This is a genomic window from Achromobacter sp. E1, assembly GCF_037039475.1.
GTDB lineage: Bacteria > Pseudomonadota > Gammaproteobacteria > Burkholderiales > Burkholderiaceae_B > Achromobacter > Achromobacter mucicolens.
On record NZ_CP146253.1, the window covers coordinates 4,273,571 to 4,286,991 of the forward strand.

At 69.0% G+C, this 13,421-nt stretch carries 13 protein-coding genes; 2 read left to right on the top strand and 11 right to left on the bottom strand.

From position 1 onward, the window contains the following. Positions 1-175 precede the first annotated feature (175 nt). The 3 genes from V6V88_RS19850 to V6V88_RS19860 are packed head-to-tail and all read right to left on the bottom strand — an operon-like array spanning position 176 to position 1,390. Positions 176-409: a hypothetical protein gene (locus V6V88_RS19850; protein ID WP_056324516.1), complete on the bottom strand. Its 234-nt coding sequence runs from the start codon at positions 407-409 to the stop codon at positions 176-178. Positions 410-449: 40 nt separating this feature from the next. After that, positions 450-647 carry a hypothetical protein gene (locus V6V88_RS19855; protein ID WP_338616088.1) on the bottom strand — a complete coding sequence of 66 codons (198 nt, stop codon included), beginning with the start codon at positions 645-647 and terminating at the stop codon, positions 450-452. Then, positions 644-1,390, bottom strand: coding sequence for a BON domain-containing protein (locus V6V88_RS19860; protein ID WP_338616089.1), 747 nt, complete (start codon positions 1,388-1,390; stop codon positions 644-646). The genes V6V88_RS19855 and V6V88_RS19860 overlap by 4 nt, the downstream gene beginning before the upstream one ends. Before the next feature lie 584 nt (positions 1,391-1,974). Here V6V88_RS19860 and V6V88_RS19865 point away from each other — a divergent pair. After that, entirely contained in the window at positions 1,975-2,502 is a 528-nt protein-coding gene (locus V6V88_RS19865) for a CinA family protein (RefSeq protein ID WP_338616091.1), read from the top strand. On the opposite strand, the gene V6V88_RS19870 is transcribed toward V6V88_RS19865, so the two are convergent. The 7 genes from V6V88_RS19870 to V6V88_RS19900 form a co-directional block, all read right to left on the bottom strand. Beyond that, complete coding sequence (locus V6V88_RS19870; protein ID WP_338616092.1) at positions 2,448-3,182, bottom strand: glycosyltransferase family A protein; 735 nt, start codon at positions 3,180-3,182, stop codon at positions 2,448-2,450. The two genes, V6V88_RS19865 and V6V88_RS19870, sit on opposite strands and share 55 nt — an antisense overlap. Further along, the gene (locus tag V6V88_RS19875; RefSeq protein WP_056322883.1) at positions 3,179-3,781 is read right to left on the bottom strand and encodes an SAM-dependent methyltransferase; all 603 of its coding nucleotides are present in this window, start codon (positions 3,779-3,781) and stop codon (positions 3,179-3,181) included. The genes V6V88_RS19870 and V6V88_RS19875 overlap by 4 nt, the downstream gene beginning before the upstream one ends. Continuing rightward, positions 3,769-4,812: an acyl-CoA/acyl-ACP dehydrogenase gene (locus V6V88_RS19880; protein ID WP_056322880.1), complete on the bottom strand. Its 1,044-nt coding sequence runs from the start codon at positions 4,810-4,812 to the stop codon at positions 3,769-3,771. Before V6V88_RS19880 ends, V6V88_RS19875 begins: the two co-directional genes overlap by 13 nt. A 72-nt stretch (positions 4,813-4,884) precedes the next feature. Continuing rightward, on the bottom strand, positions 4,885-5,556 hold the full coding sequence (pdeM, locus tag V6V88_RS19885) for a ligase-associated DNA damage response endonuclease PdeM (protein ID WP_056322877.1): 672 nt from the start codon (positions 5,554-5,556) through the stop codon (positions 4,885-4,887). Continuing rightward, entirely contained in the window at positions 5,540-8,002 is a 2,463-nt protein-coding gene (locus V6V88_RS19890) for a ligase-associated DNA damage response DEXH box helicase (RefSeq protein ID WP_142054004.1), read from the bottom strand. The genes pdeM and V6V88_RS19890 overlap by 17 nt, the downstream gene beginning before the upstream one ends. Beyond that, positions 7,999-9,603 carry an ATP-dependent DNA ligase gene (locus V6V88_RS19895; protein WP_338616093.1) on the bottom strand — a complete coding sequence of 535 codons (1,605 nt, stop codon included), beginning with the start codon at positions 9,601-9,603 and terminating at the stop codon, positions 7,999-8,001. The genes V6V88_RS19890 and V6V88_RS19895 overlap by 4 nt, the downstream gene beginning before the upstream one ends. Before the next feature lie 47 nt (positions 9,604-9,650). Beyond that, complete coding sequence (locus tag V6V88_RS19900; RefSeq protein WP_338616094.1) at positions 9,651-10,652, bottom strand: ligase-associated DNA damage response exonuclease; 1,002 nt, start codon at positions 10,650-10,652, stop codon at positions 9,651-9,653. Positions 10,653-10,951: 299 nt separating this feature from the next. Between V6V88_RS19900 and V6V88_RS19905 the strand changes: the two genes are divergently transcribed. Beyond that, a complete protein-coding gene (locus V6V88_RS19905) occupies positions 10,952-12,355 on the top strand; it encodes a 3-deoxy-D-arabino-heptulosonate 7-phosphate synthase (RefSeq protein ID WP_338616095.1) in 1,404 nt (467 codons plus the stop codon). A gap of 28 nt (positions 12,356-12,383) precedes the next feature. Here V6V88_RS19905 and V6V88_RS19910 read toward each other — a convergent pair whose 3' ends face one another. After that, entirely contained in the window at positions 12,384-13,328 is a 945-nt protein-coding gene (locus V6V88_RS19910; protein ID WP_062842251.1) for a LysR family transcriptional regulator, read from the bottom strand. Positions 13,329-13,421: the final 93 nt, after the last annotated feature.

Below are 13,421 nucleotides of genomic sequence, written 5' to 3' on the forward strand. Positions count from 1 at the left end.
TCTATCTGCTGGGGCGCGACATGGGAATTGCCTCCTTGGAAAAGGGGCCATGACCCTGTGCACATGAATGCCCGGCGAACGCCGCGCGGGGGGGAAGGCGGCAGACGCCCTGTGTCGTGCGCCGGAGCGTGCGTGATGGAAAAAGTATAGGCCTTTGGCCCAGCCGGCAGGCGCCCTATGAATCGTTTTTCAGGACGCCGCGCACGTTGAGCACGGCCAATCCTAGTTGCAGCGCAATAAGCGCCCAGGCGTCGTCGTGTAGCCCCCAGGCCACCCACAACACGTTGCTGGCAAGAAATACCCAGAAACCGGCCGTGCGCCGGGCAGGGCTGCGCGAGGCGACCAGCCAGGCGGCGGCAAGCGACGCCGCCATGGCCGGCCACTGCAGGAAGTCCCACAACGCGTCCAGCGTCATCGGCTACGGTTCCCGCTCAATGCACCGGACAGGATCAAGGCTTGGACCGGGCGCCCTGCCCGCGGTTGCGCTGGCTCTGCTGGTCCTGGCCAGTGCCGATCTGCGTGGCATGGCCCTCCTTTTTGGTGCGGTTCTGCGTGTCGCCGTGGCTCGCCTGCGATTGCCGGGGCGTATCGTCCTGCGTGCGGTCCGCGCCGGTCTCGGTGTGCTTATCGTCCTTCTGCTTGGTCATGATTTGCTCCTTTCATTGACGCGGATCCGGTTGTCGACGTCGTTGACACCGGCGCACTCCACGGTGCAATCCTCGATGTGATGCTTGATGCGGCGGTTGGGGACGGTGCCCTCCAGCACGACCCGGCCATCGGTGACCGCAACCGACACGTCGCTCACGTCCAGGCCGCTATGGGCGAGCGCCTCGCAGACGTTCTCGCGAATACGGTCGTCCGAACGGATGTAGCCCTTGGGATCGGTCCTGCGCGATGCGCGGTCGCGCCACGCCGTCGGACCACGGTTGTAGCCCCCGCGCTCGGCGGTTTCGAAGGACATGGATTCCTCGCGCCAGGCCGGACGGTCGCCGTAGTAGCCGCCTTCGTCGTCGCCAAAGGACGTGGGGCCGTCGTAGGACTGATCGCGTCCGTAGGCGCGGTCGCGCCCGCCCGGATATCGGCCCTGGCCACCCGTGCCGCGGCGCTGATCGCCATATCGGCCGCGCGCGTCATGGTGGCGGTCATCGCCGCCACGCCCGCGATCCTGCCCCTCAACCAGCTGTTGACGCTGGAACGAGGGATCTTCGTTCGAGAATCCGCCGTAGCTGCTCTGGCCAGGATCCGCGCTGCGGCTGCGCACAGGCTCTCGCGTCTCGCGCGCGCCGCCCTGGCGCGTGCCTTCGCTCTGGTATCCGAACGAAGGCGCGGGATCCTGCCACGGTTCCCGCTCGCCGCGAAATGCCGACGTGTTCCTCGGGTCTCTGCTCATATCGTCTCTCCCGTTGCAAGTTGCACATCAAGCGGGCCGGCTTCGGGGCAACTGCGCGCCCTCGCCCGCCCGCCTGGTCAGGGCAGCAAGTGCTGTGCCGGACGACGCAGCCGGTCTGACCGCACAAGGTCCACGCTGTATGGCCGATAGGCCAAAGGCAGTCGCGGTGCTAAGAATGGAGCATGCGGTCAGAACGCCGTGGCAAGGCCCAACAACCGCATCCGGCAACACGACACACGACATTCAGGAGATGAAATATGGCTTCAGGATCCAGGCTGTCCGATGTAATCGTAAAACTCCCCGATCGCTCCACCTGCCGCGTAGAACGGCGTTTGATCGCAAGGAGAACGCAAGAAGCATCCGGTGTCCCCATCTACGTCTGCACCCTTCCGACCGGCGAACCCGTCACGTGGCTGGGGGGAGGAAAATACCGGCTGCCGTGCGGGTCGGTGGGGGTGGCGGTGGCGCACAAACCGCCTGACAGGTGACGGGGCAGGCAGTTGGCACGCGGGCGGCACGCGGGCGGCACGCGGGCGGCACGCAGCTTGCTGGCCGCCCGGGCATTCACGCCAGGAGGGACGCGAATGAATGCCATCGAACGAGTTGCCGCGTACATGCACGAGCACTCGCTGCAACTGGTGACGGCCGAGTCGTGCACGGCTGGGCTGATTGCCGCCACGCTTGCCGACATACCGGGCGCGGGCGCGTTGCTGGACTGCGCGTTCGTGACCTACTCGCCGCAGGCCAAGCAGAAGTGCCTGGGCGTGGCGGCGCGTACGCTGCAGCGCCACAATCTGACCAGTGAAGCGGTGGCCAGGGAAATGGCGCTGGGCGCCGCCCGCAACAGTCCGGCGAACGTCGCAATCTCAAACACGGGCGTCACCGACGGCACCGACCCCGACATTCCCGCCGGCACGCAGTGTTACGCATGGGTATTCAAGGCCGGCCCCGCCGATGGCGCGCCCGCCGTCTACACCGAGACGACGCGTTTCGAAGGCGACCGCAACGCGATCCGGCGGGCCAGCGCGCAGCACGCGCTGGCCAGGATGATTGCCTATCACGAGCAGTGGCAGAACGGCGTTCCGCCGTCGCCCGGCGCCGGGTCCGGCTGAGCGCCCTCAACGCCTGCCGCCGCGTCCCACCCTCTGCGCAGCGCGGTCGCGAATCCGCCTTCGACGCGCGAGTACGGCCGGGCGCTGGTGGTCACGCGCGGCAGGCAGGACCATGCGATGTGCGCGCCGCCGGCTTCCAGCTTGTCGACCAGGGCCTGGTCCTCGCTGCAGGTCAACGCCGCAAAGCCGCCAATGCGCCGGTACACGTGCGCCGCGACGCCCAAGTTCGCCCCGTGCACATGCCGGTGGCCATCACGGTCCTGGTAATGCGCGGCGAACGCATTGCGCGCCCGCTGCGCAAACGCGCCGTGCGCTTCCCAACCCGCGACCGATATCGTGCCGCACACCACTTCCGCGTCCAAGGAAAGCTGGTCGGCCAGCCAATCGGGCGACACGTTCGTGTCGGCATCGGTGAAGGCCAGCCAACGCGCGCCGGCATCCAGCAGATGATGCGCGCCCGCGGCACGCGCGACGCCCACGTTGCGCGCGTGGACCGTCAGCAGATCCACCGGCCATCCGGCGACGATACCAGCGGTCCGATCCACGCAGTGATCCAGCACCACCGCGATCCGCACCGCTTCGCCGCCAAGCCGCGCATGGCGCGAGGCGCGCAGGACGGCGCGCAGGCAGTCCTCGATATGGCGCTCTTCGTTGTGCGCCGGAATACACACGCCGATCATGAATCGCTTCCTTGAGATTGTCTGCGCCATACATCCAGGCGGAACTCGGGCTCTTCGTGCCGCGCCGTGCACACCAGGCCGGGCAGCGCGCCGAGCGCGGCATGCAACGCATCCGTGGGCTGGAGACGGTCATCGAAGTCCGGGCGCCAGTGGCAGGCGACGAGTTCGCCGCCGGCGCCCAGCGACGCGTCCACGCCATGCAAAAAAGCGCGAAGCGCCGCGTCGTCCAGGTAATACGCCACTTCCGACAGCACGATGAGGTCAAAGCCGTCCGGCGGCACGTCAGGCCACTGCCGCGGCAGGTCCAAGGGCAGCACCGCGACGTGGTCCAGGCCCTCGCCCGCCATGCGCTCGCCGCAACGCGCGGCTGCCGCAGGCGCGACGTCGACGGCGCAGACCTGCGCGCACCGCAGCGCCAGGCATCGGGTCAACTCCCCCGTGCCGCAACCCGGCTCAAAGGCGTGGCGATAGTGTTCGCGGCCGAGCGCCGCCAGCAGCAGGCCGCGCTTGCGGCGTTCGTACCAAGCGCTTGCCACGCGCCACGGGTCGGCGTCGGCGCGGTACAGCCGTTCGAAGTGATCCGCGGCTACAGCGCCCATGGCGCGCCCTCGTGGTTAAGCACCGCTTGTCCGTGCGCGGCCTGGTCGCGTTCGGCATGGCTCTGACGGATGAAGACGGGCAGATCGGCCATCACCTGCGCAAAGCCGGCGTCGCGGCACAACGGCCCCGCGCCCAGCGCGCGCGCCGCCCGTTCCACCACCACGGCCGCCGCCGCCTCCACGGCCAAGCGGGCTCGCGCGCAAGCCATCGCGCACGACTGGCGCGGATGCGCATCGATCTCGGCAGCGGTCTCGCGCAGCACTGCCCGCGCCTGCGCCAGGGCGACGTCAACGGCGCCCAGATGCGCGAGGCGATGCGGGTCGGCGGACGTCACCGGCAACGCCGCGCGCAACGACTGCGCAATGTGCACCAGCCCGCCATACCAGCACGCCGCGACACCGGCGCCGCCGTGCAGGAAACCGGGGCGATTCACGTAGGCGCCGGGCTTGCCTACCAGCGTGCACGGCACGTGACTGAAGGCCACGTCGACGCTGGCCGACGCGCGCATGCCCACGGCGTGCCAGCCGGCATCGGTCACCTTGACGCCATCCTGATCCATTGCCACCGCGACCAGACAGGGTTCTCCGGCCGGATTCCAACCGCTGACGAGCGCGTGCGTCACGGATGCCGCGCCGGAACACCAGGCCTTGACGCCGTGCAGCAGCGCCGAACCATCGGCGCGCTGCGTGATCTGGACGCGGTGATCCGGGGGTTCGGCGCACCACACGGCCCAGCGGCTATTCGCCATCGAGGGCGCGGGCGACGCCTGTAACTCCGCCAGGATGGCGAGCGCATCGGTGTGGCCCTCGAAAAGCTTGGCCAGGCTGAGATCCGCTGCCGCCACGCGGGCCAGCGCCTGCCACCGTTCGCGCGTGCGGCCCGAGGCGGGCAGCGGCAACCGGCCGCAACCCTGGTCGACAAGGATCCGCAGCCACCGCCCGGGATCGAGCGGCGCATGGGCATCTGAAAGTGCCTGATCGAGGATGTGCAGGCAGGACGGCTGAGCGGCAGGGCCGTGATGGTCTGTCATGAAGATTGGGACACAAGGTGCGCGAGAAGATGCGCCCTGTTCAGCAAGCGTCGTGCCCGTCACGGCGGGGCGTCACGGCCGGGGTGGGGACCACCCCAGCGCCAGCGCATCGCCTTCCACGCATGCGACTAACGACGCGCCCTGCCCGCCTTGCACCGGATGTCCGCCCGTGAAGTCGGAAAACGCCGGCAGGACGGTGATGCCGGGGCGCAGCCAGAAGGCCGGCCAGCTGCGCGGCACGCCCGGCACGCGCGTCTTCGGATGCACGTGGCCGGCAATGACGTGCCGGCCCTGCGTGTCCGGCGTTGGCAGATGCCGGAAAAGAAATGGGCCGTCGGCCCACGCCTGCCCAAGCTGGCGCATGCCCAGCGCCGGCGCGTCCAGCGCCCGGTCGTGGTTGCCGGCCAGCACCGCCACGTCCACGCCCGCATGCGCCTCGCGCCACGCGATCCACGCATCGCGCCAGGCGGCCTGCGCGGCGGGGCCGTGCAGCACGTCGCCCACGATCAGCAGCTCGGCCGCCTGCGTCGCCGCGATCAGCGCCGACAAGCGATTCAAGTCATCCATCGTCGCGCCGCGCGGCACGGCGATGCCCGCCTGGCGAAAGACATGGCTCTTGCCCAGATGCAGGTCGGCAATCACCAGCCGGGACCGCGCCGGCCAGTGCATGGCGCGCGCGCCCAGCAGGACGACGCGTTCGCCCGCCAGCGCCATCGCCAGGCCTGCGTCAGGCGACGCGTGCATAACGCTTCTCCAGTCGCTCGGCGGCGCGCTTGACACGCGCCTGCCACGTCTCGGTGCTGAGCTGTCCACGCAGGCTTTCGGTCCACAGCGGGAACGACAGCGGCGTGAGCGCGCGCGGTTCGCACAAGGCCAGATCGCGGCGCTGGCAGTCTTGCAGCGCCGCCAGCAGGCGCGGCGCCTCCAGTTGCAATTCAAAGACTTCGCGCTCCGCCTGCGCCAGCAGAAGGTGATCGGGATCGTAGCGGCGCAGCACGTCGTAGAGCAGACCGCTGGACGCCTGCACCTGCCGCAGCGAGCGCGCCGCCTGCCCCGGCAACGACGGCGTCAGCAGGCCGGCAACGCGGGCAATCTCCCGGAACTGGCGGCGCGCCATTTCGCCAAGATTGACGCCGTCGCGCAGGTCCTCGGCCATGTTGTCGGGACTGAGCAGCGCGCGCAGCAGCGCGTCGTCCAGCGCGGCGGGTTCGGCCAAGGTCAGCATCAGGCCGTAGTCATTGACGGTGTAGGAAATCGTGTTGGGCTGGCGCCGGCCCCAGCGCAGCGCGACCATCGCGGCGATGCCCTCGTGCACGGCGCGGCCGGCGAACGGAAACAGGAACAGATGCGTGCCGCGCCGCGTCTTGATGAGCTCGGCCACCAGCCGGCCGTGGTCGGGCAGCGCGCTGGCCGCTTCCTGAATCCGCAGCAGCGGCCCGACCGCACGCATTTCTGGATGGTCGCCGGGATGGGAATACAGGCTTTCCACTTCGCTCGCCAACTGCGTCGACAAGGGCATGCGGCCGCCCTGCCACGTCGCGACGGGCCCGTCGCCGGCCTTTGCGCGGCGCACGTAGGCGACCATGCCCTCCAGCCGCACCAGCTCCAGCGTGCGGCCGGCGAACTGAAAGCGGTCGCCGCGCCGCAGACGCGCCAGGAACCCTTCCTCGACGGACCCCAGACTGCCGCCCCGCAGATACTTCACCGCCACCGCGCCGTCGGACGTAATGGTGCCGATGGACAACCGATGACGGAAGGCGATGCGCCGGTCGTGCACGCGGTAGCAGCCATCCTCGTCGCGCACCACGCGGTGGTAGTCCGGGTACTTTGCCAGCGCGCGCCCTCCTTGCACGATGAAGTCCAGCACGGCCTGCCACGTTGCAGCGTCAAGCGTGGCGTAGGCATGCGTGCCGCGAACTTCCTCGTACAGTTCGGCGGCGTCGAACCCGCCGCCCAGCGCCAGCGTCACGGCGTGCTGGGCCAGCACGTCCAGGCTGCCGATGGGCGGCATGCGCGATTCGATCTCACCGCGCGCGATCGCCTGGCGGGCCGCGGCATATTCGATCAGTTCCAGCGCCTGTGCGGGCACGCAGACGACGTTGCCCGATTCGCCCGGCCGATGCTTGGCGCGGCCGGCGCGCTGCAACAGGCGCGCCACGCCCTTCGGGCTGCCGATCTGCAGCACCTGGTCCACCGCCGGGAAATCCACGCCTAGATCCAGGCTGGACGTCGCGACCACGCAGCGCACCGTGCCGTCGCGCAGCCCTTGCTCGACCGCCGCGCGCAACTTGGGGTCCAGCGACCCGTGATGCAAGGCCAGCGTGCCCGGGGCTTCCGGCCAGATCGATTCCAGCGCGCGATGCCACAGCTCGGCCTGCGCCCGGGTATTCGTGAACAGCAGCGTCGCGCGCACGTCGAAAAGGCGCTTGAAAACGCGTTCGAGCTGCGACAGCCCCAGGTGGCCCGCCCAAGGCAGCGAGCGGCTGCGTTCCGGCAGCAAGGTCGAGATCTGGATCTTGCGCGGCTTGGCGCCCGCCACCAGCGCGCTGTCCGGCGCCTGCGGCAGCAGCACCGCTCGCGCCTGCTCCAGATTGCCCAGCGTGGCGGACAGCCCCCAGGTCCGTGCGGCCGGCGACAGCTTCCGAACGCGCGCCAGGCATAGCTGCAACAGCACGCCCCGCTTGTTGCCCAGCAGCTCGTGCCATTCGTCCACCACGATGCAGCGCAACGCGCGAAAGCGCAGCGACGCATCGGCGTACGACAGCAGCAACGCCAACGATTCGGGCGTGATGACCAGCACGTGCGCCTTGCCCTGCCGCGCCAGCCGCTTGTCACGCGCGCTGGCGTCGCCGGTGCGCAACGCGACCGTCCAGTCGATGCCCAATTCGCTCGCCGTCTGCGTCAATGCCCGCGTCGTATCGGCGGCCAGCGCGCGCAGCGGCGTCACCCACAGCACGCGCGGTCCCTCGCCCGCTGCCGCGCGCACCGGTGTGTCGTCTTCAAGCGCTTCGAGCAGCGGGCCGCCAAATGCCGCCAATGTCTTGCCGCTGCCCGTCGGCGTATGCAGCAACCCCGACTCGCCATCCAGATAACGGCGCCACGTTTCGCGCTGAAAGGGCGCGGGCTTCCAGCCGCGTGTCTTGAACCACGCGATCAGCGGCGCGTCCCTGCCCCGGGCCCCGCCACTCATCGCGCCAGCGCCTTCAGGGTGTCAAGCTGATCGGCCTCGCCCGCAGGCTTGTCGTGCCGCCAGCGCAAGATGCGCGGAAAGCGCACCGCCACGCCGGACTTGTGCCGTTTGGACAGGTTGACACCCTCAAAGCCCAGTTCGAAGACCTGCACCGGCTCGACCGAGCGCACCGGCCCGAAGCGCTCGCGCGTGTGGGCGCGCAGCCAGCGATCCAGTTCCAGGATCTCTTTGTCGTCCAGCCCCGAATATGCCTTGGCGATCGGCACCAGCGCATCGCCATCCCACAGCCCGAAGGTGTAGTCGGTGTAGAGCGTGCTGCGCCGGCCATGACCGGATTGCGCGTACAACAACACGGCGTCGATGGTGAGCGGATCGATTTTCCACTTCCACCAGTCGCCGCGCCGCCGCCCGCTTTGATAGGGCGCGCTGCGGCGCTTGAGCATGAAGCCTTCGACACCGCGCTCGCGCGATTCCGCGCGCAGTGCGAGGGCCTCGTCCCAGTCCGAGGGCGCCACGGCCGGCGACATGCGCAGCCGCGGATCGGGGTGGCGGCGCAGCAGCGCTTCCAGTCGCTCACGCCGCTGTGCCTGCGGCAATTCGCGCAGGTCCTCGCCCTCCAGTTCAAGCAGGTCGTACGCCAGCATCTGCACCGGCGCCTCGGCCAGCCACTTGGGGCAGGGCTTTAAGCGCTGGATACGGGTTTGCAGTGCTGAAAACGGCATGGGGTCCGTCTGGCCATCCTGCCAGGCCAGCAACTCGCCATCGATGACGCAGTCCACGTTCAGCGCGGCGGCGGCCGCTTCCACTTCCGGAAAACGCCCGTCCAGCCGCTCTTCGCCGCGCGACCACAGCGACACTTCGCCGTGGCGCCGGATCAGCTGCGCGCGGATCCCATCCCACTTCCATTCCAGCAGCCACTCGTCGATGGGGCCCAGAATGGCGGGCTCGCCTTCAAGCGGCGAGGCCAGGAAGAAGGGGTAAGGCTGCTGGCGATCACCGGGCAGCTCTTCGACGCTGAGCAAGTCGCGCAGGAACGCCGGGCTGGGGGACCACGCGCCCAGCATGCGCTGCGCGATGCGGGCGATGGGCACCCCCGACATCTCGGCCAGCGCCTGCTGCACCATGCGCTGCGACACCCCGACGCGCAGCGCGCCGGTCAGCAGCTTGTTGAACACGAGACGTTCGGCATAGGGCAGGCCCAGCCACGCCGACACGACGACCTCGCGCCGCTCGGTCTCGTCGCGATTGGCCACAGGCAGCAAGACCTCTTCGATCCAATCGGCCAGCCCGCGATCGGGCGCGGCCTGTACCGGATCCGGCACCAGCAACGCCAAGGTTTCGGCCAGGTCGCCGACCTGGTCATAGCAGGCGTCCAGCAGCCACGGCGCCGTGCCGGAGGCGTCGGCCGCCCAAGCGCGCAGCTCGCCCACGCCGGCAATCTTCTTGCGCGCGCTGGTGATCTTGCCGCCCGCCAGCAGATACAGCGCCCAGACCGCGTCGCGCGGCGGCGCATCGCGGAAGTACGCCACCAGCGCCGCGCGCTTGTCCAAGGTGGCTGTGCTGCGGTCGAGCTCCTGATACAACCCCGCGAATCGCTTCATGCCTGCGTCCGTTCCCCTGTCGATGATCCAGGATGTTCGTGTCCGTCCTAGTCGTCTTCTCCGTACTGCGTCACCAGCGTCTCCGCGGCGATGCCCGAATCATTCAGCGTCCGCACCAGCGCCTCGGTGTCGCCGTGCGTGGCGATGACCCGCTTGGCGCCGGTGTCGCGGATCGTGCGCACCAGATCGGGCCAATCCGCATGGTCCGACACCACGAAACCCCGATCCATGTTGCGGCGCCGCCGATTGCCCCGCAGCCGCATCCACCCGGACGCAAACCCGTGCTGCGCCTTGCGAAAGCGCCGCAGCCACGGGCTGCCGGCAGCTGACGGCGGCGCAAGGATCAGCTCTCCAGCAAATCCCGTGCCCGAGGCTGCGGGGCCGTCCGCGTCGATGACCAGCCGCGTCTTGGCCAGCGGCACGCCCGCCTTGCGGTATACGTCCACGCCCGCGGCGATCGCGCCATGCAGGTAGACCGGGCGGTCGATGAACGGGATCAATTCCGCAAGCACGCGCTGCGCCTTGCCCAACGCATAGCAATACAGAATGGCCGCCTCGCCGCGCGCGGCGCAGTGGTCGCGCCACTGCACGATGTCGCGCGCCACGTCCGAGGCGCTGGGCCAGCGGTAGATGGGCAACCCAAAGGTGGCCTCGGTGATGAAGGTGTCGCAGGGCACGACTTCAAAGGGGCTGCACGTAGGATCGGCCTGGCGCTTGTAGTCGCCGGACACGACCCAGACTTCGCCACCGACTTCGATGCGCACCTGCGCCGACCCAAGCACGTGGCCGGCCGGATGCAGCGACACGCGCGCGTCGCCCAACGTGAAGGTCTCGCCGTACGCATGGATCCGGTAATCCTGGTCGCCCAGGCGCCATTGCAGAATGGGCAAGCCTTCGGCGCTGGTGTGATAGCGGCCCATGCCCGAACGCGCATGATCGCCGTGACCATGCGTCAGCACGGCCACGTCCACGGGCCGCCAGGGATCGATGTGAAAGCCGCCGGCCGGACAGTACAGCCCTTCCGGACGCAATTGCACGATGTCGCGCATGGCACCTCCCGATCGGCGCGGCGCAAGGGGTTCGCGGCCGCTTGCCTTGGTTATACCCCGCGCCGCCGCGGGAAATCCGCGCCAAACGCGCGCCGCTAACATCCGATGAGAATTTAAAACTTCAGTTGCAGACGAGGGGCGTCGCAAGCAAGTAGTGTGTAGCCGTGGCTCAAAGGAGAAAATATGCGTACAAATCACATCCTCACCATCATTGCCCTGGTCGTCGTGGTTTCGATCGCCGTGTCGGTCGTACCCTGGTAGGTAGCTAGCGACGAGGCCGGGCATGCCACGGAACCTTCATGCCCGCTGCCTTACCGCCCGCCTTGATCGAACAGACGCTGCGCGCCGTGGCGCGCCGCTACCGCGTCGCGGCGATGTCCGCACCCACGCGCGGGCTTGAAGATTCCGACCCGGCGGCGGCGCTTGCCGCCGCCATCGAAGCGGGCCGCGCGGCGCTGATTTCCGGCGCCGAGCCCCAGCGCGAGCATCAGCATCTTTTTGTCGATGCGCTGTCGCAGTTGATTCGCGACGCCCTGCGGGACCCGGGCGGAGATCCCGTTTTCCAGGCCATGGTCCTGCGCCATCAAAGTGCGCAGGTGCGCGAACATGCTTCGCTAGCGGCGCACGCGGGCGCGGACCGGCGCGCCGTGCGCACGGCGGTGGCCGCGTTTGCGCATCCCGGCAAGCGTCGCGGGATGCCCGCCGGGCCGTTGGCCGATGCGCTCGCGGACTTGGATGGCGCCTGCGCCGCCGGCGAATGGCGCGCGCTGACGCAAGGCGTGCAAGCCCTGCATTGCGCACTGGCGTCCGATGAAGAGGCGGACGCGGCGCTTGCCGGTCAACTGGAGGGGTTGCTTCGCGACCCCGCCTTGGCTCGTCTGCGGCGGCAGGACGACTTGGCGTCCGATCCCCAAGTTCAACGCTATCAATCCCTGTGGCAGCGCCAAGGCCCGCGCACCGGCACGCCCGAGGCCGCCGCCCAGGGGCTGGACGCGCGGCGCCGCGGTGTGGCCGTCGAGGCGCGCGCGCAAGCGTCAATTGCCGCGCTGGCCCAACACCTTGCGCAGGCGGCTGGCGAGACCTATCGGGTGGCGACGTCCCTGCGCGTGCCGGCATCGATACCCAGCAATGCCGACCGCGCCAAGACCGAATGGGACGTGGCCCTGCTGCGGCAGTCGGGTGGCGATGCGGCGGACCCGGTCTGGGACGTGTGTCTGCTGGTGGAGGCCAAGGCGTCCACGGATGCCGCCACCACGGATCTGCCGCGGTTGCTGCGCGGCCTGCGGCTGCTCAAGCATGCCGATGCGCAGACCACTTATGTGTTCGACAGCCATCAGGGGCCCCTGCGGCTGCGCGGCGCGGCGCTGGCCGCGCTGCCGTCGGACCCGGACGAGCTGGCCAAAACGATCCTGTATTTCTCGGACGCGCCCGCTGAACCCGCGCCCCGGCTGCTCGGCGCCGCGAGCCGCATGCAGCTGCTTTCCGCGCAAGAAAGTCTGGACTACGCCAGCCAGACGATCGCAGGCGAAGCGCCAGATTCGCAGACGCTTGCGCCGCTATGGCATCACCTGCTCGCATCGCCACGCTGGAGCCCCGTGCTCAATCAGTTTCCGTGCTTGCAGCAGGTGCGGGCGTTGATGGTGCATGCCGACGATCTTGAGGCGGCCATCGCGCGGTTGGGTCAGGACGGCGTAAAGACCTGACCGCTGCGCACGCGCCAAGTCCTGCGCATTACTGCGCGGCGGCAAGCGTCCCGCCCCAGTCCCGCGCATGCCGCTCGATGTGCTCGCGGATGAAGTCGGCAAGCACGCGCGTGGCCATCGACGGAAAGCGGTTCGGTGCAGTCAGCAGATAGATGGCATCGCCCACGCCCTCGGGCTCGAACGTGGGCAACACCTGCACCAGCGTCTGATCGCGCAGCATTTCCCACACGGCGTAGCGCGGCAGCAGCGCCACGCCCAGGCCCGCCAGCACCGCGTCGCGCAGGAACGGATAATCGCCCGACTGCAGCCTCGGCGCCACACGCAGGATCAACGGATCGCCGTGCGCCTGCTTGAGCCGCAGATCGAAGCGCCGGCCCAGCGATTGCGGCGCGATAAGGTCGCAACGGCCCAACTGTTCGATGTGCTGCACCGGCCCGTTGCGCGCCAGAAAGCCGGGCGATGCGCACAGGCACCACTGGATGCCGCATAGCCGCCGCGCCACGTGATCTTCCGGCGGAGACGAGGTGATCTTGAGCGCAATGTCGACCTCGGCGGAGATCAGGTCGCCGATGCCGTCGTTGATGTGCACGCGCAGCGCGATGTCGGGATGGGCGCGCGCGAATTCCAGCAGCACCGGCGCCAGATAAAGATGGCCAAGCCCCGTGGGCAGGCGGATGCGCACGTCGCCGCGCACCGCGCCATCGAGGCTGTCGATGGCCGCCTGCACCGCGCGCATCTCGTCCAGCAGCCGGATGCCGTGCTGGTACAGCAACTGCCCCGCCTGCGTCAGTTCGACATGGCGGGTGGTGCGCCGGAACAGTTGCGCGCCCAGGTCGAGTTCCAGCCGCTTCAGCCGATGCGACATGTTCGACCGCGTCATGCCGCAACGCTGGGCGGCCGCGCTGAGATTGCGCGACTCGACCATCGCGACAAAAAGCCTGACGAGGTTCAGGTCCGGCATATTGTCAATCATGATTCACCATTCCCGGCACAAACCGATGGATTGTCCAATGCGTCGGCCGAGTCTAGCATCGTCTTCATTGCCCTAGACCCCTTGCCGAGGAGC